Genomic DNA, 26382 nt, shown 5'->3' on the forward strand with positions numbered 1-26382 from the left:
TGCGCCATGTCAGCAACCACCGGGGAGGACGTCCGCGCCACACGCTGGGAGACCCAGCGGGGCTTCGACGAGCTCGGGCGCCCGCTGCGCGACCTGACCTTCTGCGTGGTCGACCTGGAGACGACCGGCGGATCGGCCGCGGGCGGGTCGATGATCACCGAGATCGGCGCGGTGAAGGTCCGAGGCGGCGAGGTGCTCGGCGAGTTCCAGACCCTGGTCAACCCCCACACCGCGATTCCGCCGTTCATCGCCGTGCTCACCGGCATCACCGACTCGATGGTGGCGCGAGCGCCCTCGATCGAGGCGGTCCTGCCCGACTTCCTCGACTTCGCGCGCGGGTGTGTGCTCGTGGCCCACAACGCGCCGTTCGACGTCGGGTTCCTGCGGCACTTCGCCGAGCAGCACGCCTACGCGTGGCCGCGGTTCGAGGTGGTCGACACCGCGCTGCTCGCGCGCCGTGTCATCACCCGCGACGACGCGCCCAACTGCAAGCTGTCCTCCCTCGCGCGGGTCTTCGGGTCGGCGACGACACCTGACCACCGTGCCCTGACCGACGCGCGCGCGACCGTGGACGTCCTCCACGGGCTGATCGGTCGCCTCGGCGGGCTCGGCGTCCACACGCTCGAGGAGCTGCAGTCCTTCTCGACCCGGGTCAGCACCGCCCAGCGCCGCAAGCGCCACCTGGCCGAGGCGCTCCCCCATGCCCCTGGCGTCTACCTCTTCCGGGGACCCAAGGAGGAGGTGTTGTACGTCGGCACCTCCGGCGACCTCCGCACCCGCGTGCGCTCCTACTTCACCGCCTCCGAGACCCGCTCCCGGATGGGCGAGATGGTGGGCCTGGCCGAGCGCGTCGACTACGTGACATGCACCACCGCGCTCGAGGCCGAGATCCGGGAGCTGCGGCTGATCGCCGAGCACACCCCGCGCTACAACCGCCGCTCGCGCCGTCCGCACCGCGTCCACTGGCTCAAGGTCACCCAGGAGCCCTGGCCGCGGCTCTCCCTGGTGCGCGCGGTGCGCGACGACGACGCCACCTACCTCGGACCGTTCCGCTCACGGCGTACGGCGGAGACGGTGCGCACCGCACTCCACGAGACCTTCCCGATCCGTCAGTGCAGCGGCCGGCTCCCTGCCGTCGGTCGCGGCAGCGCCTGCGCGCTCGCCGAGATGGGCCGCTGCCTCTCCCCCTGCGACTCCTCCGCCGACGCCGATGCCTACGCCGCGCTGGTAACCGAGCTGCGCACGTGCGTGACCGGGTCCATCGACCCCGTGGTCGCGACCCTGACGACCCGCATGAGCGCGCTTGCGGCCGACGAGCGCTACGAGGAGGCGGCCCTGCAGCGCGACCGACTGGCGACCGTGGTGCGCTCGGTGGCGCGCTACCAACGACTGCGTGCGGTCGCTGCGTGCCCCGAGCTGGTCGCCGCGCGCCGCGAGCGCGACGGACGCTGGGGTGTCCACGTCGTCCGCCATGGCCGGCTCGCCGCCGCTGGGGTCATCCCCGCCGGTGCGCACGCCGGCGACTGGGTGCAGGGACTGCAGGCCAGCGCCGAGACCGTGCTGCCCGGGCCGGGCCCGCTGCCCGCGGCCACCGCCGAGGAGACCGCGCTGATCGCCCGCTGGCTGGAGTCCGACGGCGTACGCCTGGTCCACCTCGACGGCGCCTGGACCTGGCCGCTCGACGGCGCCGCCCGCCACCTCGCCCAGCACGACGCGGTGGACGCCTCGAAGCGGTCGGTCGTGCCGTTCGACGAGCGCCGCAGCCTCGCGCCGGTGCACCAGCCTGCGCGCTAGGTTGAGGTCAGTGTCAGGGTGATGGCCGCCGCTACCTGCGGCTGGTTGGATCCTGAGCATCCGGTGTCTGGCTCATAGGTTGCCTGCCGACGTCGTGTCTGGCGTGCATGGGTTTTGCCGGCACCGGGTGTGAAGGAGCCGGCCGGCGTGACTTGATAGGAGCGTGGCATCGCCCCCACTGAGATGTGTCCGCCGACCGGCCCAACCGTCCTGTCACTCGCAGTGAGAAGGAGGCAACCACCATGGTTGTTGTTGGTTCGGATGTGCACAAGCGGACGCACACGTTCGTCGCGGTCGACGAGGGCGGCCGCAAGGTCGGGGAGCTCACCGTCAAGGCCGTGAGCAAAGGGCACGACAAGGCGATCTGCTGGGCCCGGGAGCGGTTCGGGAACGAGTTGACGTGGGCGATCGAGGACTGCCGTCACCTCTCGGCACGACTCGAGCTGGATTTGTTGGAGGCCGGCGAGCAGGTGGTGCGGGTGCCTGCGAAGTTGATGGCCGAGCAGCGCCGCACCGCCCGCACCCGGGGTAAGTCGGACCCGATCGACGCGCTCGCGGTCGCCCGTGCCGCACTGCGCGAGCCCGACCTGCCGATCGCCAGCCACGACGAGGAGTCGCGGGAGCTGAAGCTGCTGGTGGATCGGCGTGAGGACCTGGTCGGTGAGCGGACCCGGATGATGAACCGGCTGCGTTGGCACCTGCACCGCATCGCCCCCGGCAATCCTGCGTCGAAGGCGCTGAAGCGGGCCAAGACCCGTCGGCAGTTGGCCGCATGGCTGGCTGGCCAGGCGGGGATCGACGCCCGGCTGGCCCGCGACATTCTCGCCGACATCGACCGGGTCACCCCGGTCATCGATGACCTGGAACGCGAGATCACAGCCTTGGTGAAGACCCGGGCGCCCGAACTGGTCCAACTGCCCGGCTGTGCAGCGCTGACCGCGGCCAAGATCCTCGGGGAGACCGCCGGGATCGACCGGTTCGCCAGCGACGCCAAGTACGCCATGCACGCCGGTGTCGCCCCGATCCCTGTCTGGTCCGGACGCACCAGAGGCAGGGTCCGCCACAACAAGTCCGGCAACCGACAGCTCAACGCGGCACTCCACCGCATCGCCGTCACCCAGATACGTCTCGGTGGCCTCGGCCGCGCCTACTACGACAAGCGGCTGGCCGCCGGAGACTCCAAGACCGAGGCACTGCGTTGCCTCAAGAGACGACTCGCCCGAGTCGTCTTCCAGACCCTGAAGAACAACCCCTCGAGCGACGTGGCGGCTGGACTCGCCACAGCCGCTTGACATAGGAGAAACCCATGATCACCGCCATCGTGTTCGTGAAGGCCGACGTCGCCCGGATCCCCGAGGTCGCCGAGGCGATCGCGGAGCTCGACGGGGTCAGCGAGGTCTACTCGGTGACCGGCCAGATCGATCTGATCGCGCTGATCCGCGTGCGCGAGCACGATCAGGTCGCGGCGGTCGTCGCCGACCGGCTCAACAAGGTCCCGGGCATCCTCTCGACCGAGACCCACATCGCCTTCCGCGCCTACTCCCGCCACGACCTGGAGTCGGCGTTCTCCCTCGGGCTGGACTGAGCGCGACCGACGCCGCTGCGGGACTCAGTCCCCGAGGCCTCGACCCACCGCTCGAGCACGGCAGCGGCGGCGCCGGAGTCCAACGACTCCTCCGCCCGACGCATGCCAGCGGCGACCCGGGCCATGGGATCACCAGCTTCGGCCGCGTGGATCGCGAGAGCCGCGCCGGCGTTGAGCACGACCGCGTCGCGGACCTTGCCGCGCTTGCCGGCGAGCAGGTCGCGCACCACGGACGCGTTGTAGACCGCGTCCTGGCCGCGCAGGTCGTCGGCCGTGGCCGGCTCGAGCCCGAGCGCGCGCGGGTCGAGCACGAAATGCTCGACGCCGCCGTCACCCACCGCCCACACCTGCGAGGTCGTGGTGGTGGTGAGCTCGTCGAGCCCGTCGTCGCCGCGGAACACCCACGCGTCGACGCCACGGTCGGCGAACACCCCCGCCATGACCGGCGCCATCGTCAGGTCGGCGCACCCGATCGCCTGGGTGGCCGGCTGGGCCGGGTTCGCCAGCGGGCCGAGGAAGTTGAAGGTGGTGGCGATGCCGAGCTCGCGCCGCGGGACCGCCGTGTGCCGCAGGCCCGGGTGGAAGGCCGCGGCGAAGCAGAACGTGATGCCGACCTCGGTGGCGAGCTCCTCAACGCGGTCGAGTGGCAGGTCGAGGCGGATGCCGAGCTGCTCGAGCACGTCGGCGGTGCCGGCCTTCGACGACGCCGACCGGTTGCCGTGCTTGACGACCGTCACCCCGGCGCCGGCCGCGACGATCGCCGCCATCGTGGAGATGTTGACCGACATCGAGCGATCTCCCCCGGTCCCGACGACATCGAGCGCCCGGCCCGGCACGTCGATCACCCGTGCGTGCTCGAACATCGCTGCGACCAGTCCGGTGACCTCGGCCACGGTCTCGCCCTTCGCCCGCAGGCCGACCGCGAAGCCCGCGACCTGCGTCGGCGTGGCCTCGCCGGAGACGATCTGGCTCATCGCCCAGGCGGTCTCGTCGGTGCTGAGGTCGCGGCGCTGCACGAGCGCCGTCAGGAGGTCGGGCCAGGTCAGCTCGAGCGGCTCGCTCATCAAGCCGGGACGCGCGACCGCATCAGGTCGACGACGCTCTCGGCCAGCTGGATCGGGTCGATCGGGTGCAGCACGACCGCCTCGGCGCGCGACCACGTGGCGAGCCAGGCGTCCTGGGGACGACCGGCGAGCACGAGGATCGGCGGGCAGGCGAAGATCTCGTCCTTCATCTGCTTGGCGATGCCCATGCCACCGGCGGGCACGGCCTCGCCGTCGAGGATCGCCAGGTCGATCTGCCCGGCGTCGAACTGCTGGACGACCACCGGCTCGGTGGCGACCTCGACGTACGTGAACTCGGGCAGGTCGGAATGCGGGCGCTTGCCCAGCGCGAGGATCACCTGGCGACGGATGTTGCTGTCGTCGCTGTAGACGAGGACCTTCAGCGGGCGCGCGGGCGAGGATGCGGGCTGGCTCACGCCGCGATGGTACCCCCCGCGCACCGCCGGACTCTGCCAGGCTGGACGCGTGAGCACCCCTCCCTCCCCGGGCCACTCCGCCCGCTCGCCACGCTGGCCCGTCGTCGTCGAGTTGGCGACCACCCTCACCGCTTCGGCGCCGGCGGTCTGGGCCCGCGTCACCACGCCCGAGGGCATCCAGGACGAGCTGCGGCCGTGGGTCCGGATGACGATGCCGCCGGGTCTGCGCGGCAGGACCCTCCAGGACGCCCCCGCCCTGCTCGACCGCCCGCTCGGCAAGGCCTGGCTGTTCCTGCTCGGCGTCCTGCCCGTCGACTACGACGACATGCGCCTGGTCGGGTACGTCGAGGGCCGCTCCTTCCACGAGCGGTCCCGGATGCTGCTGCTGTCGGGCTGGGAGCACGAGCGCTCCGTCACCCCTCGCCAGGTGTGCACCGATGCCCCCGCCGGCGGGTGTGTGGTGACCGATCGACTGACCGCGACCGCGCGTTCCCCCCTGGCTCGGATCCCGGGCGCGGCGGGCGTCGTACGCACCATCGTGACGGCCCTGTTCCGGCACCGCCATCGGCGTTTGTCGCGGCGTTTCGGGGGCCCGACGCGCCATTGACGGGGGCCGGGGTGCCACATGCGGAACCACGAGACATAATGGCGCCCGTGGCGACAGCAACTGCGATCCCAGCCTCCCGTCTGCACGGGCAACACGACCGACCCTCGATGGTCAGCGTCGGGACGATTGTGTGGCTCTCCTCGGAGCTGATGTTCTTCGCGGCACTGTTCGCCGCGTACTTCTCCATCCGAAGCGTGAGCCCGGAGCTCTGGTCCCAGCAGACCGACCTGCTCAACGTGCCCTTCGCGACCGCCAACACCACCATCCTGGTGTTGTCCTCCTTCGCCTGCCAGTTCGGCGTCTTCGCTGCCGAGCGCGGCCAGGTGAAGCGCTCCGGCTCCCTGTGGCAGGTCAAGGGCTGGGGTCTGCGCGAGTGGTTCATCCTCACCTACGTCATGGGCTCGATCTTCATCGGCGGCCAGGCCCTGGAGTACGTCGAGCTCGTCCACCACGGGGTGACGATCTCCTCGACCGCCTACGGCTCGGTCTTCTACCTGACGACCGGGTTCCACGGCATCCACGTCATCGGTGGTCTGCTCGCCTTCCTGTTCGTCCTCGGGCGCACCTACATGACCCGCAAGTTCACCCACGAGCAAGCCGTCAGCGCCATCGTCGTGTCCTACTACTGGCACTTCGTTGACGTGGTCTGGATCGCGCTGTTCGCCGCGATCTACCTCATCCAGTAACCGCCCCCCGCTAGTTCCGGGACCGGTCCCCACCCGACCGCCAGAGCAGGCTCGAGAGCCAGGACAAGGAAGAAGCTCGTGCGACGTCTCACCCCGCGATCTCCCCGCGGACTCCTTCAGCGCACCACCCACCGCGTGTCCGCACGTCGGCGCAGCCGGTTCGCCGGCGTCGTGGTGATGCTGCTCGGTCTCACGGTCACCGGCGGTGCCGCTGCGCTCGTGGCCGGCTCCGCAGGCGCGTCCGACGACCTCAGCGATGACGCCGCGCTGGTCGCCGAGGGCCGCCAGCTCTTCCTGGTCGGCTGCTCGTCGTGCCACGGCAAGAACGCCGAGGGCATCCCGACCAAGAGCGGCAACCAGTACGGCCCCTCCCTCGTCGGCGTCGGCGCCGCCTCGGTCGACTTCCAGGTCGGCACCGGGCGCATGCCGATGGCCAACCCCACCTCGCAGGCCCCGCGCAAGGCGCCGGTCTACAGCGAGGAGGAGACCCGCGCCCTGTCGGCGTACATCGCCAGCCTGGGCCCCGGCCCGGCGATCCCCGACGAGCGCTATACCGACGTCTCCGACCGCACCCAGGAGCAGGTACGCCGCGGCGCGGAGTTCTTCCGCACGAACTGCACCGCGTGCCACAACTTCACCGGTGCGGGCGGTGCGCTGCCGGGCGGCCGCTACGCCCCCGCGCTCACCGGCGTCGAGGAGCGGCACATCTACGGGGCCATGCTGACCGGCCCGCAGCAGATGCCGGTCTTCTCCGACGAGGTCCTCAAGCCCGAGGAGAAGCGCGACATCATCGCGTTCCTCAAGTACGTCGAGGAGAGCCCGCAGGGTTCGGTCGGCGGCTTCGGCATGGGCAGCCTCGGACCGGTCAGTGACGGCATGTTCGCCTGGTTGGTCGGCATCGGCAGCTGCGTCGGGTTTGCGATCTGGATCGCCTCCCACTCGACGCGCTCGAAGAAGGGCAAGGTGGAAGCGTGAGCAAGCCGTCGTCCCCGGCGGTCCCCGGCAACGAGGACGCCGTCGCAATGGATCCGCACGCGCCGATCCCGGCGGAGCCGATCGACAACCCGGGTCTCCCGGCCCACGAACCCCGGCCGACCGACATCGACCCGAAGGCCGAGAAGCGCGCCGAGCGCCAGGTCGCGACCCTGTTCGGCATCTCGGTGGTCGCCGCGGTGTTGTTCTGCGTCGCGTACTTCACCTTCGACATCGGCGAGGACCCCGACACCTTCATGGGGATCGGTGCCTCGAACTTCTTCCTCGGCCTGTTCCTCGGCCTGAGCCTGCTCGGCATCGGTATCGGTGCCATCCAGTGGGCCCGCAAGCTGATGAGCGACGTCGAGATCGTCGAGTACCGCCACACCGCAGCCTCCACCGAGGAGGACCGCGAGGAGGCCATCTCCGCCCTGCAGCAGGGTCTGGAGGACTCCGGCATCGCCCGGCGTCCCCTCATCCGCAACACCCTGCTCGGTGCGCTGGCGATCTTCCCGGTGCCGCTGGTCGTGCTGCTGCGCGACCTCGGTCCGCTGCCGGGTGACGTCCTCGAGCACACCGTCTGGGAGGAGGGCATGCGGGTCGTCAACGACATCTCCGGCACGCCCATCCGTCCCGAGGAGGTCCAGATCGGTCAGCTCGTCAACGCCGAGCCGGCCATCTTCTTCGAGCGGGACGCCGAGGGCGAGCCGGTCATGGGCGCCCACGACGTGCTGATCGCCAAGACCAAGGCAGCCGTGATCCTCGTCCGGATGTCTCCCTCGGAGATCACCCCGGCCCCCGGGCGGGAGAACTGGGGCGTCGACGGCATCTTGTGCTACTCCAAGATCTGCACCCACGTGGGGTGCCCGATCGCCCTGTGGGAGCAGCAGACGCACCACCTGCTGTGCCCCTGCCACCAGTCGACCTTCGACCTGGCCGACAACGGTCGCGTCATCTTCGGCCCCGCGGCTCGCGCAGTCCCCCAGCTCCCGCTGGCGGTGGACTCCGAGGGTTATCTGATCGCGACGCAGGACTTCGACGAGCCCGTCGGACCGAGCTACTGGGAGCGTGGCTGACCTATGAGCACGACCACTGCGGGCGCCTCCACCAACGGCACCTCCCCCGCGACCCCCGAGAAGGGTGCCCGTGGCGCCGGCGCAGCGCGCTGGGCCGACGAGCGCCTCGGCATCGGCCGCGCCGCCAAGAAGAACCTGCGCAAGGTCTTCCCGGACCACTGGTCCTTCATGCTCGGCGAGATCGCGCTGTGGAGCTTCGTCGTCCTGCTGCTGACCGGCGTCTTCCTGACGCTGTGGTTCAAGCCGAGCATGGCCGAGGTCACCTACGACGGCTCGTACGACGCCCTGCGCGGACTGCACATGTCGGAGGCCTTCGCCTCGACGCTGCACATCTCGTTCGACGTGCGCGGCGGTCTGCTGCTGCGGCAGATGCACCACTGGGCCGCCCACCTGTTCATCGGCGCGATGTTCATCCACATGATGCGCGTCTTCCTCACCGGTGCGTTCCGCAAGCCGCGTGAGCTGAACTGGATCATCGGCGGCGTGCTGCTGATCCTGGGCGTCCTCGCCGGCTTCACCGGCTACTCGCTGCCTGACGACCTGCTGTCCGGCACCGGTCTGCGGATCGCCGACGGTCTGATCAAGGCGACGCCGGTCGTCGGCACCTACATGTCGTTCTTCCTCTTCGGCGGGGAGTTCCCCGGCGAGGACATCATCTCCCGGCTCTACATCGCCCACGTGCTGCTGATCCCGGGTCTGCTGCTGGCCCTGATCGCCGCGCACATGCTGCTGCTCGTCTACCACAAGCACACGCAGTGGCCCGGCCCCGGCCGTACGAACAACAACGTGGTCGGCTACCCGATGCTCCCGGTCTACATGGCCAAGGCGGGCGGCTACTTCTTCATCGTCTTCGGCATCATCGCGGTGATGGGTGGCCTGCTCCAGATCAACGGCGTGTGGGGCTACGGTCCGTACAACCCCGCAGAAGTCACCGCCGGGTCCCAACCCGACTGGTACATGGGCTTCGCCGAGGGGGCGCTGCGCATCATGCCGGGCTGGGAGACCGAGATCTTCGGGTTCACGATCAGCTGGAACGTCCTGATCCCGGGTCAGATCCTCCCGGTGATCATGCTGGTCGCCTTCCTCGGCTACCCGTTCATCGAGCAGTGGATCACCGGCGACAAGCGGGAGCACCACCTCCTGCAGCGTCCGCGCAACGCCCCCAGCCGCACCGGCTTCTTCGCGGCGATGGTGACGCTATACGGCCTGCTGTGGGCCGGTGGCGGCAACGACATCCTGGCGGTGGTGTTCGGGCTCAACCTGAACCACATCACCTACTTCCTGCGCGTGGCCGTGTTCGTCCTCCCCGTCCTGGTCTTCATCCTCGTCCGCCGCTGGTGCATCAGCCTCCAGCGTCACGACAACGAGGTGCTACTCCACGGCTACGAGACCGGCATCATCATGCGCTCGCCCGACGGCGCCTACTCGGAGCGGCACCTGCCGATCGACGAGCACAAGGCCTACACCCTCACCGCCCGTGAGCGCGACAGCGTCTACGAGCTGGAGAGTGGCGAGAACGAGACCGGCGTCGCCTCCCCCACGGCCCGCAAGGACCGATTCCGGGCGCGGATCTCGGCCTACTGGTACGGCGACGCCGTCCAGAAGCCGACCCGCGAGGAGCTCGAGGAGGCGCGCGAGCACGCCGCCCACGAGCTCGATGCACAGGGCGAGATCGGGGTCTCGGCCGACGGCCACCAGTTCGACGGTCGCCACGACGCCACCGACGAGCAGCTGCGCCACAGCGACAAGCACTGACGCACAGCACCTCGACGAAGGCCCGGGACCAAGCGGTCCCGGGCCTTCGTCGTTCCGTCGCCGCCCTCCCCACGCCGCCCTCCCCCACACGCGTATCGGGTCACGCAGGTGAGTGCGCCCGAGAATGGTCACGAACCGGCGCTGGGTCGGCGCGCTGGCGGCCGGGAGTGACCATTCTCCGCTGCTCCAGGGGCCGGGCGGTCACCAGGGCACGTAGGCGACGCGGTACTGCTCGCCCAGCTCCGTCTGGAGGCGTACGGCGAGCTCACGGCCGCGGGTGTTGAGCCCGTCGCACGCGCTGATGACCCTGCGCTCGTCGGGCGCCGCGTCGATGGCGCTCATGTGCGCACCCCAGCGCTCGAGGTCGGCAACGAGCTCATCACTCAGCCCGAGGACGTCCCGCAACCACGCCGGGTCCTCCGGCAGCTGACCCTCGTCGTCCCACAGCCCGACGCGCACGCCGTAGTCCCACATGACGCGGATGACGGCGGGCGCCACCTCGTGGGTCGGCGGCACGTCCTCCTGCGCCGCACCGGGCGGCGGCTCGGGTGTGATGGCGCTCAGGTGAATCTCCCCAGTTCTGCTCACTGAATTTCCCCACCCCGTGGCACCCACCGGAAGCGGGTGGGGCTCCTTCGAAGATGGCGGTCTCTGACCACACGCCATCTCACGAAGGAGCCCTCGCTTCCCATGCTGACACGGGAGGAAGACATCGACGCGCACGCGCTTCGGCGGCAGGGTTGGACGATCTCCGCGATCGCCCGGCACCTGGGCCGTGACCGCAAGACCATCCGCGCCTATCTGAACAACGAACGCGTCGCCGGGGTGCGCAAGCCCGCTGGCGAGGACAGGTTCGAGCCGTTCGTCGACTACGTCCGCGCACGCCTGGCCGAGGATCCGCACCTGTGGGCGGTGACGTTGTTCGACGAGGTCGTCGCGCTCGGCTATGCCCAGTCGTATCCGACGTTCACCCGCCAGATCCGCACCAGGAACCTGCGTCCGCACTGCGAACCCTGCTCAGCGACGAAGGGCCGCCCGGCGGCGGTGATCGAGCACCCGGCCGGGGAGGAGACCCAGTGGGACTGGGTCGAACTCCCCGACCCGCCAGCGTCGTGGGGGTGGGGCAAGACCGCCCACCTGCTCGTGGGGGCGCTGGCTCATTCAGGTCGCTGGCGCGGCCACCTCGCGCCGGCGCAGGATCAGGCCCAGCTCGTCGACGGACTCGACAAGACCACCCGGAAGCTGGGCGGGCTGACCCACAAGTGGCGTTTCGATCGGATGGCCACGGTCTGTCACCCCGAGACCGGTCGCGTGACGGCGACATTCGCCGCAGTGGCCAAGCACTACGGCGTCCAGGTCGCGATCTGCCCACCGCGACGCGGGAACCGCAAGGGCGTGGTGGAGAAGTCCAACCACACCGCGGCGCAACGCTGGTGGCGCACCCTGAGCGATGACGTCAGTGTCGAACAAGCCCAAGCCTCCCTGGACCGGTTCTGCGAACTGCGTGGCGATGCGCGGCTGCGGGCGGCCGGGCATGGGGGCAAGGCCAGCGTGCTCACGATCGCTCAACGCGAGCCCTTGGCGCCGGTGCCGTCCACGCCGTTCCCGGCCACGATCACCGAAGACCGGACGGTGTCGGCTCAGGCGTTGGTCGCCTGGCGCGGCAACTTCTACTCTGTGCCGCCCGAGCTGGCCCGCGCGCAGGTCACCGTCTCCCAACGGCTCGGCGAACCGCATGTCGACATTGCCACGGCCAGCGGGATCGTCATCGCCCGCCACGAGCTCGCCCCTGCCGGGGCCGGGGTGATGGTGCGCGACCACGGTCACGTCATCGCCCTCGAGCAGCACGTCCTGGCCGGGCACGACACCTCCCGACCGCACCGCAAGAAGGAACGCATCCCACCGGGCCCCGCAGCACTCGCTGCCGCCGAACAACTACGCGCCCGCAACCAGCCCGACAGCCACGACCGTGACGACGGCGATGTCGTGATCGATCTCGGTGCCTATGACCGAGCAGCACAAGGAAGGAACACCCTCACATGACCACCACCGACCCGATGGCCGTCCCGATGACAGCGCCGATGACGGGCCCGCAGAGCAGCCTCTATCAGCAGCTGCGCGGCCATCTCGCTGCGTTGAAGCTCACCGCAGCAGCTGAGCACCTGCCCAGCGTCCTGGCCCAAGCTGAAGCCGAGCAGTGGTCGACCACCGCCACCTTGGAGCGTCTGCTGGCCCGGGAGGTCGAGGCCACCGAGGCCCGCAAGCTCGCCGGCCGGTTGCGGTTCGCCTCGCTGCCAACACCAGCCACGTTGGCCGACTTCGACTTCGATGCCGCTTCCGGTGTCGACCGCAAACTCGTCGAGGAGCTCGCGACCTGCCGCTACCTGGAGACAGCCACCAACGTGCTGATGATCGGCCCACCAGGTGTCGGGAAGACCCACCTTGCCGTCGGCCTCGGCAGGGCTGCGGCCGAGGCCGGCTACCGCGTCTACTTCACCACCGCCGCCGACCTCGCCGCCCGCTGCCACCGCGCAGCGATCGAGGGCCGCTGGTCGACCACCATGCGGTTCTTCGCCGGCCCCACCCTGCTCATCATCGACGAACTCGGCTACCTCCCACTGCCCGGCGAAGCAGCCTCCGCGCTGTTCCAGGTCGTCTCCCAGCGCTACCTCAAGACCAGCATCATCTTGACCACCAACCGCGGCGTCGCCTCCTGGGGAGAGGTCCTCGGCGACACCACCGTCGCCGCCGCCATGCTCGACCGCCTCCTGCACCGCTCCGTCGTGCTCAACCTCGACGGCGAGTCCTACCGCCTCCGCGACCACCACGCCAAGAACGACACCCTCCGCCACGCCACCACCGGCACACCCCGACCACTACAGTGACCACCGCCCAGGGTGGGGAACTTCGATGAGCATCACTGGGGAATTTCGGCGAGCGCCATCAGGTGACCAGAAGAGACCGCGCGCAATATCGTCCACGCCGCCATCTCACCACGCCGACAAGCAGCCCAGCCGCGGGCCGGCGTACCCCTGCCGGCTCCTGCCGGACGGTCCCCCGCCAACGACAGGGCCCCGGCCGTCCAGGCGGACGACCGGGGCCTCGTAGTGGGAGGAGCTGCGCTCAGTGCGCGTGCTCACCCCGGTAGTACTCGAAGAGCCACCCGCTCAGGGCAACGGCACCGAACGCGAGTCCGATGATGAACAACCACCAGCCGAAGACGATGCCGAGGACAATGATGGAGAAGCACAGCGCGCACCACAGCGGCCACCAGCTGTACGGCGGGTAGAAGCCCAGCTCACCGGCCCCGTCGGAGATCTCGGCGTCCTTGCGGTCCTCCGGACGCGGCTGCTCCATGCGACGGGCGTGCGAGCCGAGGTAGATCGCCACCATCAGCGTCAGCAGTGTGGTCATGGTCAGCGCGGTGGAGCCCGCCCAGTCGGCGGTGAGCAGCCAGTACGCCGGCGTCACCAGCGCCAGGAAGATGGCGCAGGCGAGGAAGATCCAAGTCTCGGCCTTCATCGGTCCTCGTCCTTCTTGTCGGCGTCAGTGTCGGCGTCGGGGTGGACCTTCTCGGCGGCCTCCTCCACGGAGGTGCCGAGTTGCTCCTCGAGGTGCTCGCGGCGACCCTTGACGTCAGGGGCGTCCACGACCGTCTCCTCCTCCTGGAGGGCGTCGTTCTCGACCATCTCGAGCGCGGCGATCTCCGGGTGGTGGAGATCGAAGGCCGGGGACTCCGACCGGATGCGCGGGAGGCTGTGGAAGTTGTGGCGCGGCGGCGGGGAGGTGGTCGCCCACTCCAACGAGCGGCCCCAGCCCCACGGGTCGTCCACGCCGACCATGGGCCGGTTGCGGGAGGTGTAGACGTTCCACAGGAACGGCAGCGTCGAGGCCGCCAGCAGGAACGCGCCGACCGTCGAGACCTGGTTGAGGACCGTGAAGCCGTCACCAGGCAGGTAGTCCGGGTAGCGGCGCGGCATGCCCTCGACGCCCAGCCAGTGCTGCACCAGGAAGGTCGTGTGGAAGCCGATGAACAGCAGCCAGAAGTGGATCTTGCCGAGCCGCTCGTCGAGCATCCGCCCGGTGAACTTCGGCCACCAGAAGTAGAAGCCGGCGAACATTGCGAACACCACGGTGCCGAAGACCACGTAGTGGAAGTGCGCCACCACGAAATAGGAGTCGGAGACGTGGAAGTCCAGCGGGGGCGAGGCCAGGATGACACCAGTCAGACCACCGAAGAGGAACGTCGTCAGGAAGCCGATGCTCCACAGCATGGGCGTGTCGAACGAGACCGACCCGCCCCACATCGTGCCTATCCAGTTGAAGAACTTCACTCCGGTCGGCACGGCGATGAGGAACGTCATGCCGGCGAAGAACGGCAGGTCGACCGCCCCCGTGACGAACATGTGGTGGGCCCAGACCGCGACCGAGAGGATCGCGATGCCCAGCGTCGCGCCGACGAGGCCGACGTACCCGAAGACGGGCTTGCGACTGAACACCGGCAGGATCTCGGTGATGATGCCGAAGAACGGCAGCGCGATGATGTAGACCTCGGGGTGCCCGAAGAACCAGAAGAGGTGCTGCCAGAGGATCGCGCCGCCGTGAGCGGCGTCGAAGACCTGGGCACCGAGCATTCGATCGGCCTCGAGCATGAGCAGCGCGCCACCGAGGATCGGGAACGCGATCAGCACGAGCAGCGAGGTGACGAGGGTGTTCCAGACGAAGATCGGCATCCGGAACATCGTCATGCCGGGTGCGCGCATGCAGATGATCGTGGTGATGAAGTTGACCGCACCGAGGATCGTGCCGATACCGGCCATGTAGAGACCCATGATCCACAGGTCGCCACCAATGCCGGGCGAGCGGACCGCGTTCGACAGCGGGGTGTACGCGGTCCAGCCGAAGCTGGCGGCACCGTCGCGGGTGAGGAAGCCGGACGCAGCGATGAGACCACCGAAGAAGAACAGCCAGTAGCTGAACATGTTCAGTCGCGGGAACGCGACATCTGGCGCGCCGATCTGGATCGGCATGATCACGTTGGCGAAGCCGAAGAACAGCGGCGTCGCGAAGAGCAGCAGCATGATCGTGCCGTGCATCGTGAACATCTGGTTGTAGAGCTCATCGCTCACGACCTGCGTGCCGGGGAAGGCGAGCTCGGAGCGGATCACCATCGCCAACAGTCCGCCGAAGCAGAACCAGAGGAACGAGGTGATCAGGTACATCTTGCCGATCAGCTTGTGATCGGTCGTGGTCATCATCCGGACGACCTGCTGACCGATGGGCTTTCGCGCAGCGACAGTGCGTCCCGCCGCGTCGTCGCCGAAGCCGCTGCTACGTGCTGCGGTCGTCACTCGTCGTCTCCTGTGTCGTAGTCGTCGTCGAGGTCCTGCTGCTCCTGCTCGCTGGCGCGGTCCTCCGCGCTCGCAGAGCCCTCGCCGCCCATGAGCCGGCCGACGTTGCCCGCTTCCTCGAGGGCACGCAGGTGCTCCTCGTACTCCGCCTGCTCCACGACCTCGACGCTGAACAGCATCCGGGAGTGGTAGGTGCCGCACAGCTCGGCGCAGCGACCGACGTAGGTCCCGATCTTGTCGGGGGTGGCGGTGAAGTAGTTGTCACGCCCCGGCACGACGTCGAGCTTCATGAGGAAGTTCGGCACCCAGAACGAGTGGACGACGTCGGGAGAGTGCAGGTGGAAGCGCACCGTCTGGTTCACCGGAAGGACCAGGGTGGGCATCTCCGAGGGGGTGCCGACGTCGTGCACGGTCTGACCGTCGACGGCGTCCTCGTCCTCGTAGTTGAAGGTCCACGACCACTGCTGGCCGACCACGGTGATCGTGTGGTCCGGCGTCGGGTTGGCCAGGACCTTGTTCTGCGTCTGGACCGTGAAGAAGAAGAACACGATGACCATGACGACAGGCGCGATCGTGTAGAAGGTCTCGATCGGCAGGTTGTAGCGCATCTGCACGGGCACCTCGTCGTCGCTGCGACGACGGAAGCGCAGAGCGGCGTACCCGATGAGGCCCCACACGATCACGCCGACGATGAGCGCGGCGACCCAGGACCACTTCCAGAGCTCGAAGATGGCCGGAGCCTCCTCCGTCACCGGCTCTGGCATGGCGAAACGCTTGATCTGCGCTGTGTCTTCGGCGGAGCACGCGGACAGCAACACCAGGCTGACGGCCACGAAGGCGCCAGTGGCGAGGCGCCGGGTACGCGCGCTGAGTTCCAGACCCACGAACGAGCCTTCCTCTCAAGAATGACGGTCGAGCAAACGCTACCCCAGCCACTCCGCCGAGCGGGGTCCAGGTCCCCGGTACGTTGCCGACGTGACCAAGACCTACTTGGACTTCGCGTCGGGCGCGCCGCTACACCCCGCCGCGCGCGAGGTGCTGATCGCGGCATACGAGCACGGGTACGCCGATCCGCGGCGGCTGCACGGCCCCGCCCGCAACGCCCGGCTGCTGCTCGACAACGCCCGGGAGGCGTGTGCCGAGGCGCTCGGCGTCCGCGCGGACGAGGTCACGTTCACCGCCTCCGGCACGCACGCCGTCCACGCGGGACTGCTCGGCCTGGCAGCTGGCCGGCGACGCGTCTCGAAGCGGCTGGTCCACAGCGCGGTGGAGCATTCCGCTGTCCTGCACGCGGCCCGGTGGCACGCCGACCGGGGTGGCGAGGTCGTGGAGGTGCCCGTCGACGCCACCGGGCGAGTCGACCCCGCCGCGGTGGTCGCGGCCGCCGCTCCCGGCGCCGCCGTGGTCGCCCTCCAGAGCGCCAACCACGAGGTCGGGACGCGGCAGCCCGTCGGCGAGGTGGCGGCGGCCCTGGCGGCGTACGACGTGCCGTTGTTCGTGGACGCCTGCGCCTCCGCCGGACGCAGTCCCCTGCCGTCGGGTTGGGCCGTCGCCGCGGCGAGCGCCCACAAGTGGGGTGGTCCGGCCGGCGTCGGTCTGTTGTTGGTACGCCGGGGGGCCCGCTGGCGCCCGCCGTTCCCGGTGGACGAGCGCGCCGACGAGCGCGGGATCGGGTTCGAGAACGTCCCCGGCGCCCTCGCCGCCGCGGCAGCACTGCAGGCTGTCGCCGCCGACCGCGACGCGGCGGCGCGCCAGCACGCCCTGGTCGCGCGGCTGCGGGACGGCGTACGCGCATCCGTGCCGGACGTGGACGTCGTCGGCGCCGAGCACGACCGCCTGCCCCACCTGGTGACGTTCTCCTGCCTCTACGTCGACGGCGAGGCGCTGGTGACCGAGCTCGACCGGCGGGGGTACGCCGTCGCCAGCGGCTCGGCCTGCACGGCCAGCAGCCTCGAGCCGAGCCACGTCCTCGCCGCGATGGGCGCCCTCACCCACGGCAACGTGCGGGTCTCCGTCGGCCGCGACACCACCGACGCCGACGTCGACGGGCTGCTCGCCGTACTCCCCGAGGTCGTCACCGACCTGCGGCGACGGGCGGGGATCCCATGAGCGACCTCGCCCCGGAGAGCCCCCGCCTCGAACTCGACTGCCGCGGCATGCGCTGCCCTCTGCCGATCATCCGGCTCGCCAACGCCGTCACCGACGTCGAGGTCGGCGAGGTCATCGCGGTGGTCGCCACCGACGTCGCCGCCCGCGCCGACGTCCCTGCGTGGTGTCGCATGCGCGGCCACGCCTACCTCGGCGAGCGGCCCGCCCCCGACGGCGTCCCGACATACCTCGTCCGCCGGCTGCGGTAGTCCCACCAGTCACATGAATCGCTACACGTGTAGCGAAGTTGCGCGACACGCCGACTGGAACGTGTGCACAGTGACAACTTCACTACACGTGTAGTGAATTCGCAGCTCAGCGCCCAACCTGGAGGCACTTCCCGATCTCGGCGGCGGCGTCGGGGCCGTAGGCGGCCTCGATGCGAGCGACGAAGGCGTCGCGGGAGAGGGTGTACTCCTGGGTGCCGACGCGCTCGACGACATACGCCGCGAGGACGCAGCCGAGCTGGGCAGCCCGCTCGGTGCCGAGGCCCCAGGTGAGGGCGGCGAGGTAGCCGGCGCGGAAGGCGTCACCGACGCCGGTGGGCTCGACGGCGGCGACATCGGGGACGGCGCCGACCACGATCGGCTCGGCGTCGGCGGTCTCGACGCGTACGCCGTCGGCGCCCTGCGTGATGACCCACGTGCCGACGCGCGCCAGCACCTCGTCGTGGCTCCAGCCGGTCTTCTGCTCGATGAGGGCGGCCTCGTAGGCGTTGGAGAACAGCAGGTGGGCGCCGTCGACGAGCTGGCGGATGAGCTCGCCGTCGCCGAACGCGACCTGCTGCGAGGGGTCGGAGATGAAGCGGTAGCCGCGCTGGCGGCACTCCTGGGTGTGGCGAAGCATGCCGTCGGGGTCGTCGGGCCCGATGAGGACGTAGTCGGCACCCCCGACGCGCTGCACGATCGGCTCGAGCTCGATGTCGCGCGCCTCGCTCATCGCGCCCGGGTAGAACGAGGCGAACTGCGCCATCGTCGAGTCCGTGGTGCACACGAAGCGCGCCGTGTGCTTGGTCTCCGACACGTGGACCGAGTCGCAGTCGACGTTGTGGCGCTGCAACCAGGCCCGGTAGTCGACGAAGTCCTCCCCCACCGCCCCGACGAGCACCGGCCGCAGGCCGAGGCTGCCCAGCCCGAAGCAGATGTTGGCCGCGCACCCCCCGCGGCGTACCTCGAGGTCGTCGACCAGGAACGACACCGACAGCTTGTCGAGCTGGTCGACCACGAGGGAGTCGGAGAACTTCCCGGCGAAGGACATCAGGTGGTCGGTGGCGATGGACCCGGCGATGAGGAGTGAGGACACGCGCGAAGACTACCGATCGGTACAGCTCGGAGTACCCGTCGGTAATCCCTACCGTCGATTCCATGACCTACCAGCGCCGCGCGTACGACGACCAGTCGACCACCCAGGAGATGCACGACGACTGCTCCGCAGCCGGCTCCGCCCTGCGCCTGCCGGCGCGCCCGAGCCGCGCCGAGCTGGTGGCCGAGCTCGCCGTGCGGCCGGCTCCGAGCCTGCACTACGCCGACCGCCGGGAGACGACCAAGCCCGTCATCACCGTCACCGCGGCGGCCCAGCGACTCGCGGTGGTCTTCGACCGCGACTGATGCGCTGGATCCGGCCCGAGGCGCAGCCCTTCCTCGCAGCGGCCGACGACGTGTCCCCCGCTCAGGCGCTGCGGGTGCTCGAGACCGAGCTGAACGCACCGCGCCGATTCGCCGGGGGCACGTCGGCGCTCGTGCTGGTGCTGGCGGCGGGATTCGTCACCGCCCTGGCGGCGGAGCAGGCCGAGGCCGAAGCGGTTGGCGTCGCGGTTGCCGCCGGCGTCCTGGCGGTCGCGCTCGCCGCGGTCGCGGCGTGGCTCGCCCGCGATGTCATCCGGGCCGGCCGCACGGTGGTCGAGGCCCACTCCCGCTGGACGCGCGGTGACGCCGGTGCCGCCACGACGCCCGCCGGCCTGATCGACCGCGCCCTCGCGGGGCCGTGGCTGGTCCGGGAGGCGGTGGCGGCAGCAGCGTTGCTCGCGACGGTCTTCGCGGGGTGCCTCGTGGTGTTGCCCCTCACCGGCACGCTCGAGGACGGCCTCGTGATCGTGCCGCTCGGAGCCAGTGGTGTCGTCGGCTTCGGTACGGCGACCTGGTGCCTGCTCGCCACCGACTTCCGCGCCGGCTGGGTGCACGCCCGGCGCATCGGCCGCGGCTACGAGCAACGGCGGCGCTGACCGGCCCCGGACCGGGAACGACGACGCCGTCAAACCCATGCGGGTCCGACGGCGTCGTCAGTGGTCGCGCGGGGCGCTCAGTGGAAGGAGTCGCCGCAGGCGCAGCTGCCGGTGGCGTTGGGGTTGTCGATGGTGAACCCCTGCTTGTCGATCGAGTCGGCGAAGTCGATCATCGCGCCGTTGAGGTAGGGCACGCTCATGCGGTCCACGACCACGGCGACGCCGTCGAAGTCGGTCACAACGTCCCCGTCGAGGGAGCGCTCGTCGAAGAACAGCTGGTAGCGCAGACCCGAGCAACCGCCCGGCTGCACGGCGATGCGCAGGGAGAGGTCGTCGCGACCCTCCTGCTCCAGCAGGCTCTTCACCTTCGCCGCCGCCACGGGGCTCAGGTTGATGCCGTCCTTGCGGATCTCGGTGGTCTCGACCTGCTCGGTCATGGCACGGTTCCCTTCGTTCGACTGCGCGCGGTCCCCAGTCCCGGTGCGGGGTCCTTCGGCTCCCTCAATCGTCGCACACGTGCGGTTATTCCCGCCCCTCAGCGCGACCATCAGCGCGACCAGGTCCGCGCCACCCGCTGGGCGAGCTGCGCGAGCGACCCGGCGGGGTCGGCGAAGGCCGCCTCCTCCCCCACCAGGTCGACCACGGCGTACGCCGACTCGATGCCGAGCACCCGCATCTCCCGGGCCCCCACGAGCACCTGTCCGGCGAGGGCGACACAGGGGCGCAGCGCGTGCGCGGCGACGTCGGCGACCCCGTAGGGCACCTTGCCCGAGCGGCTGGAGAAGTCGAACGCGCCCTCGCCGGTCAGCACGAGGTCGGCCCTGCGGCAGCGCTCGGCCAACCGGACGGCTCCGGCGACGAGGTCGATGCCGGGCTCCTGGGTCGCTCCGAGCAGCATCAGCGCGTAGCCGAGGCCGCCCGCGGCACCGGCCCCCTTGTCCAGGGAGAGCCGCCGGTCGACGGCATTGGCCCACGCCTCGAGGTGCCCGTCGAGCGCCGGCAGCCGTTCCTCGGCGATCCCCCGCTGCTCCCCGGCCGCCTTGAGAGTCCCGAAGAGTCCGGTGAGCGGGATGTCGACGTCCAGCGCCGCGTGCAGCGTCAGGCCCCGCAGGCGCTCGCGCGCCGGTGTCAGGTCGACCTCGGTGACGCCGGCCAGCCCCCGGACCCCCTGGTCGAGGGCGACGTCGGCCTGTGCCCCCAGCGCCGCGAGCAGTCCGGCTCCGCCGTCGCTGATTCCGCTGCCGCCGAGCCCCACCACCACCTCGGTCGCGCCCGCGTCCCACGCGTACAGCAGCAGCTCCCCCACGCCGTACGACGACGCGAGCTCCGGGTCGGTGGCGTCGAGCAGGTGCCGGCCGCACGCCTGGGCGCTCTCGACGTACGCCGCCCGGACGCCACCACGCTCCACCAGCAGCAGGGTCGCCGGCACCGAGGCACCACCGGGGCCGCGGACGGTCACGACGTGCAGGTGGCCACCGAGTGCGCGGTGGAGGACCTCCACGAACCCAGGCCCCCCGTCGGCCATCGGCGCCAGGTCGAGTACGTCGTCGGGTGCCTGGCGCCGCCATCCCTCCGCGATGGCCTCGGCGGCCTGCACCGCGCTGAGGGTGCCGGCGAACTCGTCGGGGGCGATCAGGACTCGCACGAACCCGAGGCTACGCGCCGGTGCTGCCGGACCCGCGCGCCCCCATCGTGTGAGAATGCGGGCTGTGACGACGACCGATCTCCCGTTGCTGACCCTCGGCCGTGGCGTCGACCCGCACGCCGAGCGAGGCGTCGACTGTCCCGGCGCGCTGCCGCCGGCCTCCGACCCCGACCTCGTCGCTCGCGCCCGCGCCGCGAAGGAGGCGCTGGGCGAGAAGGTGTTCGTGCTGGGCCACCACTACCAGCGCGACGAGGTGATCGCGTTCGCCGACGTCACCGGTGACTCCTTCAAGCTCGCGCGCGAGGCCGCCGCGCGCCCCGAGGCGGAATACATCGTCTTCTGCGGCGTGCACTTCATGGCCGAGTCCGCCGACATCCTCACCGCCGACACCCAGCGCGTGATCCTGCCCGACCTCGCCGCTGGCTGCTCGATGGCCGACATGGCCAGGCTCGCGCAGGTCGAGGACGCCTGGGACGCGCTCGTGGAGGCCGGTGTCGCCGACCAGGTCGTGCCGATCACCTACATGAACTCCTCGGCCGACATCAAGGCCTTCTGCGGTCGCCACGGCGGCGCGGTCTGCACGTCCTCCAACGCCGAGGTCGCCCTGCGCTGGGCCTTCGAACAGCACGGTCCTGACACCAAGGTGCTCTTCCTGCCCGACCAGCACCTGGGCCGCAACACCGCGGTGCTCGAGCTCGGCCACTCCCTCGACGACTGTGTCGTGTGGAATCCGTTCCGGACCAGCGGCGGCCTCACCTCCGCGCAGCTCGCCGACGCCCGGATGATCCTGTGGCGCGGCCACTGCTCGGTCCACGGGCGCTTCTCCGAGCACGTCGTCGACGAGCTGCGCGCCACCGTGCCGGACATCCAGATCCTGGTGCACCCGGAGTGCAAGCACGAGGTCGTCACGCGCGCCGACCTGGTCGGCTCGACCGAGTTCATCATCCGCACCATCGAGAACGCACCGGCCGGCTCGTCCTGGGCGATCGGCACCGAGCTCAACCTCGTGCAGCGGCTCGCCAACGCCCACCCCGACAAGCGCATCGTCTTCCTCGACAAGACCGTCTGCTACTGCGCGACGATGAACCGCATCGACCTGCCGCACTTCGTCTGGGCGCTGGAGAACCTCGTCGCCGGCAACGTCGTCAACGTCATCGAGGTCGACGCCGAGACCCAGAAGTGGGCAGAGGTCGCGCTGCAGCGGATGCTGGACCTGCCGGGGATCTGAGCGCGCGCGGACCTCTCAGTCCGGCACCGGCAGCTCGAACCACACCAGCGTGCCGGGGCCGTCGGGGGCGTCCTCGATCCCGATCCGTCCGCCGTGGCCGGTGACGATCGCGCGGCACGTGGCCAGCCCGATGCCGCTACCCGGCACGTCGGTGGTCTCGCGGGTGAGCAGCTCGAAGACGCCTTCGCGCCGCTCGGCGGGGATCCCGGGGCCGTTGTCGATCACCTCGACGCGACCGAACTTCCCCCGCACCCCACCGCGTACGACGAGGCGGGGCGTGCGCAGCGGGCGGGTGAACTTCGCGGCGTTGGCGAGGAGGTTCTGCAGCACCGAGCGCAGCTGGACCTCGTCACCGGCGACGACGGGCAACTCGCCGATGTCGACGACGGCGCCCTGCAGCACCGTCGACAGGTCCTCGAGCACGGTGTCGACCACCGCGCCCAGGTCGACGGGCTCGCGCCGCAGCGAGGCACCCAGGCGGGCGTAGGCGAGCAGGTCGGCGATCAGCCGCTGCATCCGCACGAGTCCGGACCGCGCCCGCTCGAGCGCCCAGCCGGCGTCGGCGTCCTGCTGCGCGACGCCGGTCTCCTCGATCAGGTCCAGCGACATCGAGACGGCCGACAGGGGGTTGAGCAGGTCGTGGGAGACCTGGCCGGCGAAGCGTCCGAGCTGGGCGTTGGAGCGCTCCAGCTCGGTCTGCATGGCGGTCAGCTCCGCGATCGAGCGCTCGAGCTCGCCGCTGCGCAGGGACAACTCGAGGATGTCGACGACGCGGCGGGCAAGCGCGTCCAGGGCACCCGCCCGGACGGCGTCGAGCTCCCGCGGCTGGTCGTCGAAGACGCACAGCGTCCCGATAACCTCGCCCTCGCGCGTGCGGAGCAGGTGGGCGGCATAGAACCGCACCTCGGCGATCTCGCCGGTGACGAACGGGTTGTCGGCGTACCGAGCATCGAGGCTGGCGTCGGCCAGCACGACCGAGGTCTGGGCGTCGACGGCGAGCCGGCACATCGAGTCCTCGCGGGCGCACACCGAGGGCTCGAACCCGATGGCGGCGATCTGGTGCTGCTCGGTGTCGGTGAGGATGTTGATCACACCGGCCGGCACGTCGGCGATCCGGGTCGCGAGCTCGACGATCGCGCGCAGGTCCTGGCGATCCACGGTCTCCATCGAGCCCAGCTGCTCGAGCACACCCTCGCTCGTCAGCGGCCCGGTCAGAGCTCGGGTGCGCCCCACACGGCCATCCATCGGCTCATGTCCCCCTCGATCGGAAGATCCCCGCTGACGGCGTCGCGGACCTGGATCTCCACCATGTTGTCGCGCTGCTGGGGACCGTTGGGCGCGAATGGATAGAACGTCCCCTGCTTGTAGAGGTACACCATCGCGAGCCGTTGGTCGGTGGGACCCCGGAAATGGACCAGGGAGCAGAGCAGGCCCGGGCCGAACCCCTGGGCCTCCAGGGTGGAGTTCACGCCGTGCAGCTCGGTGACCAGGCCGCTCAGGTCGGACGGGTCGTGGCGGTCGGTGAGCCAGGTGAAGCCGAACTCGTCGGTGTGCTCGGTGACGTGCGTGCCGTCGGCAGCGAGCATCGCCGTGACGTCGGCGCGGATCGAGGCGAACGCCGCACCCTCGGCGGCGCGGAAGCACACCGAGCCGACGCCGGTCGGGGTGAACCCGAGGGCCGCCTGCAGGGTGATCCCGGCGGACGGGAGGGAGAACAACGCGTCCAGGTTGGCGCGCTTGGGCTCGGACTTGCCGAGCAGGGACTTCCAGAAGCTCACCGCAGCGGCCCCACGCTGCCGTCGCCCAGGGCACCGGGCCCGCCGTCCATCGGCCGGCCGAGCGCAGTGGCGACCTCGGCGAGCTGCTGGAGCCGCTGCTCGAGGGACGGGTGCGTGGAGGTGAGCGTCTTGAAGCTCATCCCGCTGATGGCCGGGGTGATGAAGAAGGCGTTCATCGACTGCGCGGCGCGCAGGTCGCGGTTGGGGATCGTCGCGATCTCGCCGGTGATCTTCGTCAGTGCCGAGGCCAGCGCCGACGGCTTCTGCGTCAGGAACGCCGCCGAGCGGTCAGCGCACAGCTCGCGGTAGCGCGACAGCATGCGGGTGAGGAAGAAGCTGACGGCGTACGTCACCAGGCTCACGACCAGCACGACGAGCCAGAACGGCGCACCGTTGTTGTTGTCGCGTCGGTTGCCGCCGAAGATGACGCCGTAGCGCGCACCGCTGGTCAGCATGCTGGCCACGATGCCCGCCGAGGAGGCCAGGGTCATGACGAGTACGTCGCGGTGGGCGACGTGCGACAGCTCGTGGGCGAGGACGCCCTCGAGCTCCTCGGTTGACAGGCGGCGCATCAGCCCGCGGGTCACGCAGATCGCCGAGCGCTCCGGGGAGCGGCCGGTCGCGAACGCGTTGGGCAGGTCGGTGTCGGAGACGGCGACGCGCGGTTTGGGCATGTCGGCCATCGCACAGAGCCGGTCGATCATCGCGTGCAGCTCCGGCGCCTGCTGGGGCGTGACAACCCGCGCCCCCATCGCCTTCAACGCGACGGTGTCGGAGTTGTACCACTGGAACCAGGCGATGCCGAGGCCCACGATGCCGATGATCGGGATGAGACCGCCGTAGCCGGCGCTGCCCGCGGCAGCCATGAGGATCGCGATCAGGCCGACGAACAACGCGCCGAGCAGGAACATGACCAGGGTCATGCGTGCGGTCAGACCGCGGTCCTTGATGAAGCGGGTGCTCGCCATCAGCCGGGGACCAGCCCGTCGTCGGCCAGCATCGCGCGCACCTCGTCGATGGTGGCGTCGCCCGGAGGCAGGATCAGGTCGGAGTCGTGGAGGAAGTCCTCCGGCACCGGCGAGCCCGCCTTGCGTACGCCGGCCAGCAGCTGCTCGAGCGCGGTGGCGAACGCCGCCTCGTCGCCGGTCTCCACGGCCTGCTCCACCGCAGCGTCGAGGGCGTTGAGCTCCTCGAGCGCCGCGTCGGGGACCTCGAGCTGTCCCTCGCCCATGATCCGGACGATCATCGCTGCTCCTCTCCCTCCGGCTGACCCGCCTCGAGCTGGTGGGTCGACTGGCCGGACTCGATCGCCTGGCCACCGGAGGCGGCCTTGAGCGCCTGCAGCTCGGCCTCGACGTCGGACTGCGAGCTCATCGACTCCAGCTCGCGGGCGATGTCGTCGCCCTGGCCGAGCGAGCTCGCGTCGTCGAGCGCGCCGGAGGCGATCAGCTCGTCGATGGCACCGGCGCGGGCCTGCATCTGCTGGGTCTTGTCCTCGGCGCGCTGGATCGCCATGCCCACGTCGCCCATCTCCTCGGAGATCCCGGAGAACGCCTCGTTGATCCGGGTCTGCGCCTCGGCGGCGGTGTAGGTCGCCTTGACGGTCTCCTTGCGCGTGCGGAACGCCTCGACCTTGGCCTGCAGTCGCTGGGAGGCGAGGGTGAGCTTCTCCTCCTCGCCCTGCAGCTGGGCGTGCTGGGCCTGCAGGTCGCTGATCTGGCCCTGCAGACCGGACTTGCGGGTCAACGCCTCGCGGGCGAGGTCCTCGCGGCCCATGCCCAGCGCCTTCTGCGCCTGGTCGGTCAGCTTCTGTGCCTGCGACTCGAGCTGGTTGATCTGCAGCTCGACGCGCTTGCGGCTGGTCGCGACCTCGGCGACGCCCTTGCGCACCTTGGCGAGCAGCTCGAGCTGGCGCTTGTAGCTGTAGTCGAGGGTCTCCCGCGGATCCTCGGCGCGGTCGAGGGCCTTGTCGGCCTTGGCTCGGAAGATCAGGCTCATGCGCTTCATGAGGCTCATCGCTGGGGTGCCCCCTTCGGGTGATCGTGACGTCTGCGCC

At 70.3% G+C, this 26382-nt stretch carries 29 protein-coding genes; 15 read left to right on the forward strand and 14 right to left on the reverse strand.

The window, feature by feature from the left end:
• The first annotated feature begins 6 nt into the window (after nt 1-6).
• The 3 genes from J2S59_RS16915 to J2S59_RS16925 all read left to right on the forward strand — a co-directional run bounded on the left by J2S59_RS16915 (nt 7) and on the right by J2S59_RS16925 (nt 3379).
• On the forward strand, nt 7-1794 hold the full coding sequence (locus J2S59_RS16915) for a DEDD exonuclease domain-containing protein (RefSeq protein ID WP_306825317.1): 1788 nt from the start codon (nt 7-9) through the stop codon (nt 1792-1794).
• A 242-nt stretch (nt 1795-2036) separates the two neighbouring features.
• Nucleotides 2037-3086: an IS110 family RNA-guided transposase gene (locus J2S59_RS16920; protein WP_306825318.1), complete on the forward strand. Its 1050-nt coding sequence runs from the start codon at nt 2037-2039 to the stop codon at nt 3084-3086.
• 14 nt (nt 3087-3100) lie between these two features.
• Nucleotides 3101-3379 carry an Lrp/AsnC family transcriptional regulator gene (locus J2S59_RS16925; RefSeq protein WP_306825319.1) on the forward strand — a complete coding sequence of 93 codons (279 nt, stop codon included), beginning with the start codon at nt 3101-3103 and terminating at the stop codon, nt 3377-3379.
• On the opposite strand, the gene trpD is transcribed toward J2S59_RS16925, so the two are convergent.
• On the reverse strand, nt 3331-4443 hold the full coding sequence (trpD, locus tag J2S59_RS16930) for an anthranilate phosphoribosyltransferase (protein WP_306825320.1): 1113 nt from the start codon (nt 4441-4443) through the stop codon (nt 3331-3333). The genes J2S59_RS16925 and trpD overlap by 49 nt on opposite strands.
• Complete coding sequence (locus J2S59_RS16935) at nt 4443-4859, reverse strand: Rv3143 family two-component system response regulator (protein WP_306825321.1); 417 nt, start codon at nt 4857-4859, stop codon at nt 4443-4445. The genes trpD and J2S59_RS16935 overlap by 1 nt, the downstream gene beginning before the upstream one ends.
• A gap of 49 nt (nt 4860-4908) precedes the next feature.
• Between J2S59_RS16935 and J2S59_RS16940 the strand changes: the two genes are divergently transcribed.
• The 5 genes from J2S59_RS16940 to qcrB all read left to right on the forward strand — a co-directional run bounded on the left by J2S59_RS16940 (nt 4909) and on the right by qcrB (nt 9955).
• Complete coding sequence (locus J2S59_RS16940) at nt 4909-5466, forward strand: Rv1443c family protein (protein WP_306825322.1); 558 nt, start codon at nt 4909-4911, stop codon at nt 5464-5466.
• A gap of 38 nt (nt 5467-5504) precedes the next feature.
• A complete protein-coding gene (gene ctaE / locus J2S59_RS16945) occupies nt 5505-6152 on the forward strand; it encodes an aa3-type cytochrome oxidase subunit III (protein ID WP_068123438.1) in 648 nt (215 codons plus the stop codon).
• Nucleotides 6153-6287: 135 nt separating this feature from the next.
• Nucleotides 6288-7127, forward strand: coding sequence for a cytochrome bc1 complex diheme cytochrome c subunit (gene qcrC / locus J2S59_RS16950; RefSeq protein WP_370871505.1), 840 nt, complete (start codon nt 6288-6290; stop codon nt 7125-7127).
• A gap of 47 nt (nt 7128-7174) precedes the next feature.
• Nucleotides 7175-8200, forward strand: coding sequence for a cytochrome bc1 complex Rieske iron-sulfur subunit (gene qcrA / locus J2S59_RS16955; protein WP_068123441.1), 1026 nt, complete (start codon nt 7175-7177; stop codon nt 8198-8200).
• 3 nt (nt 8201-8203) lie between these two features.
• Nucleotides 8204-9955 (forward strand): cytochrome bc1 complex cytochrome b subunit, encoded by a 1752-nt coding sequence (gene qcrB / locus J2S59_RS16960; protein WP_068123432.1) that lies wholly within the window; start codon nt 8204-8206, stop codon nt 9953-9955.
• 201 nt (nt 9956-10156) lie between these two features.
• Here qcrB and J2S59_RS16965 read toward each other — a convergent pair whose 3' ends face one another.
• Complete coding sequence (locus J2S59_RS16965; protein ID WP_181642442.1) at nt 10157-10543, reverse strand: immunity protein CdiI family protein; 387 nt, start codon at nt 10541-10543, stop codon at nt 10157-10159.
• A gap of 102 nt (nt 10544-10645) precedes the next feature.
• On the opposite strand from J2S59_RS16965, the gene istA reads away from it, so the two are divergent.
• Nucleotides 10646-11998, forward strand: a complete 1353-nt coding sequence (gene istA / locus J2S59_RS16970) for an IS21 family transposase (protein ID WP_306825323.1) — start codon at nt 10646-10648, stop codon at nt 11996-11998.
• Entirely contained in the window at nt 11995-12840 is an 846-nt protein-coding gene (istB, locus tag J2S59_RS16975) for an IS21-like element helper ATPase IstB (RefSeq protein ID WP_306825324.1), read from the forward strand. The genes istA and istB overlap by 4 nt, the downstream gene beginning before the upstream one ends.
• Nucleotides 12841-13078: 238 nt before the next feature.
• Here istB and J2S59_RS16980 read toward each other — a convergent pair whose 3' ends face one another.
• The 3 genes from J2S59_RS16980 to ctaC all read right to left on the reverse strand — a co-directional run bounded on the left by J2S59_RS16980 (nt 13079) and on the right by ctaC (nt 16190).
• Nucleotides 13079-13477 carry a cytochrome c oxidase subunit 4 gene (locus J2S59_RS16980; protein WP_068123877.1) on the reverse strand — a complete coding sequence of 133 codons (399 nt, stop codon included), beginning with the start codon at nt 13475-13477 and terminating at the stop codon, nt 13079-13081.
• Entirely contained in the window at nt 13474-15234 is a 1761-nt protein-coding gene (gene ctaD / locus J2S59_RS16985) for an aa3-type cytochrome oxidase subunit I (protein WP_306441370.1), read from the reverse strand. The genes J2S59_RS16980 and ctaD overlap by 4 nt, the downstream gene beginning before the upstream one ends.
• Before the next feature lie 68 nt (nt 15235-15302).
• Entirely contained in the window at nt 15303-16190 is an 888-nt protein-coding gene (ctaC, locus tag J2S59_RS16990; RefSeq protein ID WP_438361606.1) for an aa3-type cytochrome oxidase subunit II, read from the reverse strand.
• A gap of 91 nt (nt 16191-16281) precedes the next feature.
• Here ctaC and J2S59_RS16995 point away from each other — a divergent pair, with 91 nt between their 5' ends.
• Nucleotides 16282-17415 carry a cysteine desulfurase family protein gene (locus tag J2S59_RS16995; RefSeq protein ID WP_306825325.1) on the forward strand — a complete coding sequence of 378 codons (1134 nt, stop codon included), beginning with the start codon at nt 16282-16284 and terminating at the stop codon, nt 17413-17415.
• A complete protein-coding gene (locus J2S59_RS17000; RefSeq protein WP_306825326.1) occupies nt 17412-17663 on the forward strand; it encodes a sulfurtransferase TusA family protein in 252 nt (83 codons plus the stop codon). The genes J2S59_RS16995 and J2S59_RS17000 overlap by 4 nt, the downstream gene beginning before the upstream one ends.
• A gap of 106 nt (nt 17664-17769) precedes the next feature.
• Here J2S59_RS17000 and J2S59_RS17005 read toward each other — a convergent pair whose 3' ends face one another.
• Nucleotides 17770-18756 carry a carbohydrate kinase family protein gene (locus J2S59_RS17005; RefSeq protein ID WP_246360537.1) on the reverse strand — a complete coding sequence of 329 codons (987 nt, stop codon included), beginning with the start codon at nt 18754-18756 and terminating at the stop codon, nt 17770-17772.
• A gap of 62 nt (nt 18757-18818) precedes the next feature.
• Between J2S59_RS17005 and J2S59_RS17010 the strand changes: the two genes are divergently transcribed.
• Both J2S59_RS17010 and J2S59_RS17015 read left to right on the forward strand, forming a co-directional pair.
• Nucleotides 18819-19061: a hypothetical protein gene (locus tag J2S59_RS17010; protein ID WP_068123707.1), complete on the forward strand. Its 243-nt coding sequence runs from the start codon at nt 18819-18821 to the stop codon at nt 19059-19061.
• The gene (locus tag J2S59_RS17015; RefSeq protein WP_068123711.1) at nt 19061-19675 is read left to right on the forward strand and encodes a hypothetical protein; all 615 of its coding nucleotides are present in this window, start codon (nt 19061-19063) and stop codon (nt 19673-19675) included. The genes J2S59_RS17010 and J2S59_RS17015 overlap by 1 nt, the downstream gene beginning before the upstream one ends.
• A gap of 77 nt (nt 19676-19752) precedes the next feature.
• On the opposite strand, the gene J2S59_RS17020 is transcribed toward J2S59_RS17015, so the two are convergent.
• Together J2S59_RS17020 and J2S59_RS17025 are read right to left on the reverse strand one after the other, a co-directional pair.
• Nucleotides 19753-20112 (reverse strand): HesB/IscA family protein, encoded by a 360-nt coding sequence (locus J2S59_RS17020; RefSeq protein ID WP_068123714.1) that lies wholly within the window; start codon nt 20110-20112, stop codon nt 19753-19755.
• A gap of 110 nt (nt 20113-20222) precedes the next feature.
• Entirely contained in the window at nt 20223-21320 is a 1098-nt protein-coding gene (locus tag J2S59_RS17025; RefSeq protein ID WP_068123716.1) for a glycerate kinase family protein, read from the reverse strand.
• A 64-nt stretch (nt 21321-21384) separates the two neighbouring features.
• Here J2S59_RS17025 and nadA point away from each other — a divergent pair, with 64 nt between their 5' ends.
• Complete coding sequence (gene nadA / locus J2S59_RS17030; RefSeq protein ID WP_220138573.1) at nt 21385-22548, forward strand: quinolinate synthase NadA; 1164 nt, start codon at nt 21385-21387, stop codon at nt 22546-22548.
• Nucleotides 22549-22563: 15 nt separating this feature from the next.
• On the opposite strand, the gene J2S59_RS17035 is transcribed toward nadA, so the two are convergent.
• From J2S59_RS17035 to J2S59_RS17055, 5 genes are read right to left on the reverse strand one after another with little or no spacing between them, the layout of a single operon-like run.
• Nucleotides 22564-23781, reverse strand: coding sequence for a sensor histidine kinase (locus tag J2S59_RS17035; RefSeq protein WP_068123722.1), 1218 nt, complete (start codon nt 23779-23781; stop codon nt 22564-22566).
• Nucleotides 23760-24326, reverse strand: coding sequence for a PspA-associated protein PspAB (gene pspAB / locus J2S59_RS17040; RefSeq protein WP_068123725.1), 567 nt, complete (start codon nt 24324-24326; stop codon nt 23760-23762). Before pspAB ends, J2S59_RS17035 begins: the two co-directional genes overlap by 22 nt.
• Entirely contained in the window at nt 24323-25294 is a 972-nt protein-coding gene (gene htpX, locus J2S59_RS17045; protein ID WP_068123728.1) for a zinc metalloprotease HtpX, read from the reverse strand. The genes pspAB and htpX overlap by 4 nt, the downstream gene beginning before the upstream one ends.
• Complete coding sequence (gene pspAA, locus J2S59_RS17050) at nt 25294-25572, reverse strand: PspA-associated protein PspAA (RefSeq protein ID WP_068123731.1); 279 nt, start codon at nt 25570-25572, stop codon at nt 25294-25296. Before pspAA ends, htpX begins: the two co-directional genes overlap by 1 nt.
• Nucleotides 25569-26342: a PspA/IM30 family protein gene (locus J2S59_RS17055; RefSeq protein WP_181642469.1), complete on the reverse strand. Its 774-nt coding sequence runs from the start codon at nt 26340-26342 to the stop codon at nt 25569-25571. The genes pspAA and J2S59_RS17055 overlap by 4 nt, the downstream gene beginning before the upstream one ends.
• Nucleotides 26343-26382 lie beyond the last annotated feature (40 nt).

Source organism: Nocardioides massiliensis, from assembly GCF_030811215.1.
Classification (GTDB): domain Bacteria; phylum Actinomycetota; class Actinomycetes; order Propionibacteriales; family Nocardioidaceae; genus Nocardioides_A; species Nocardioides_A massiliensis.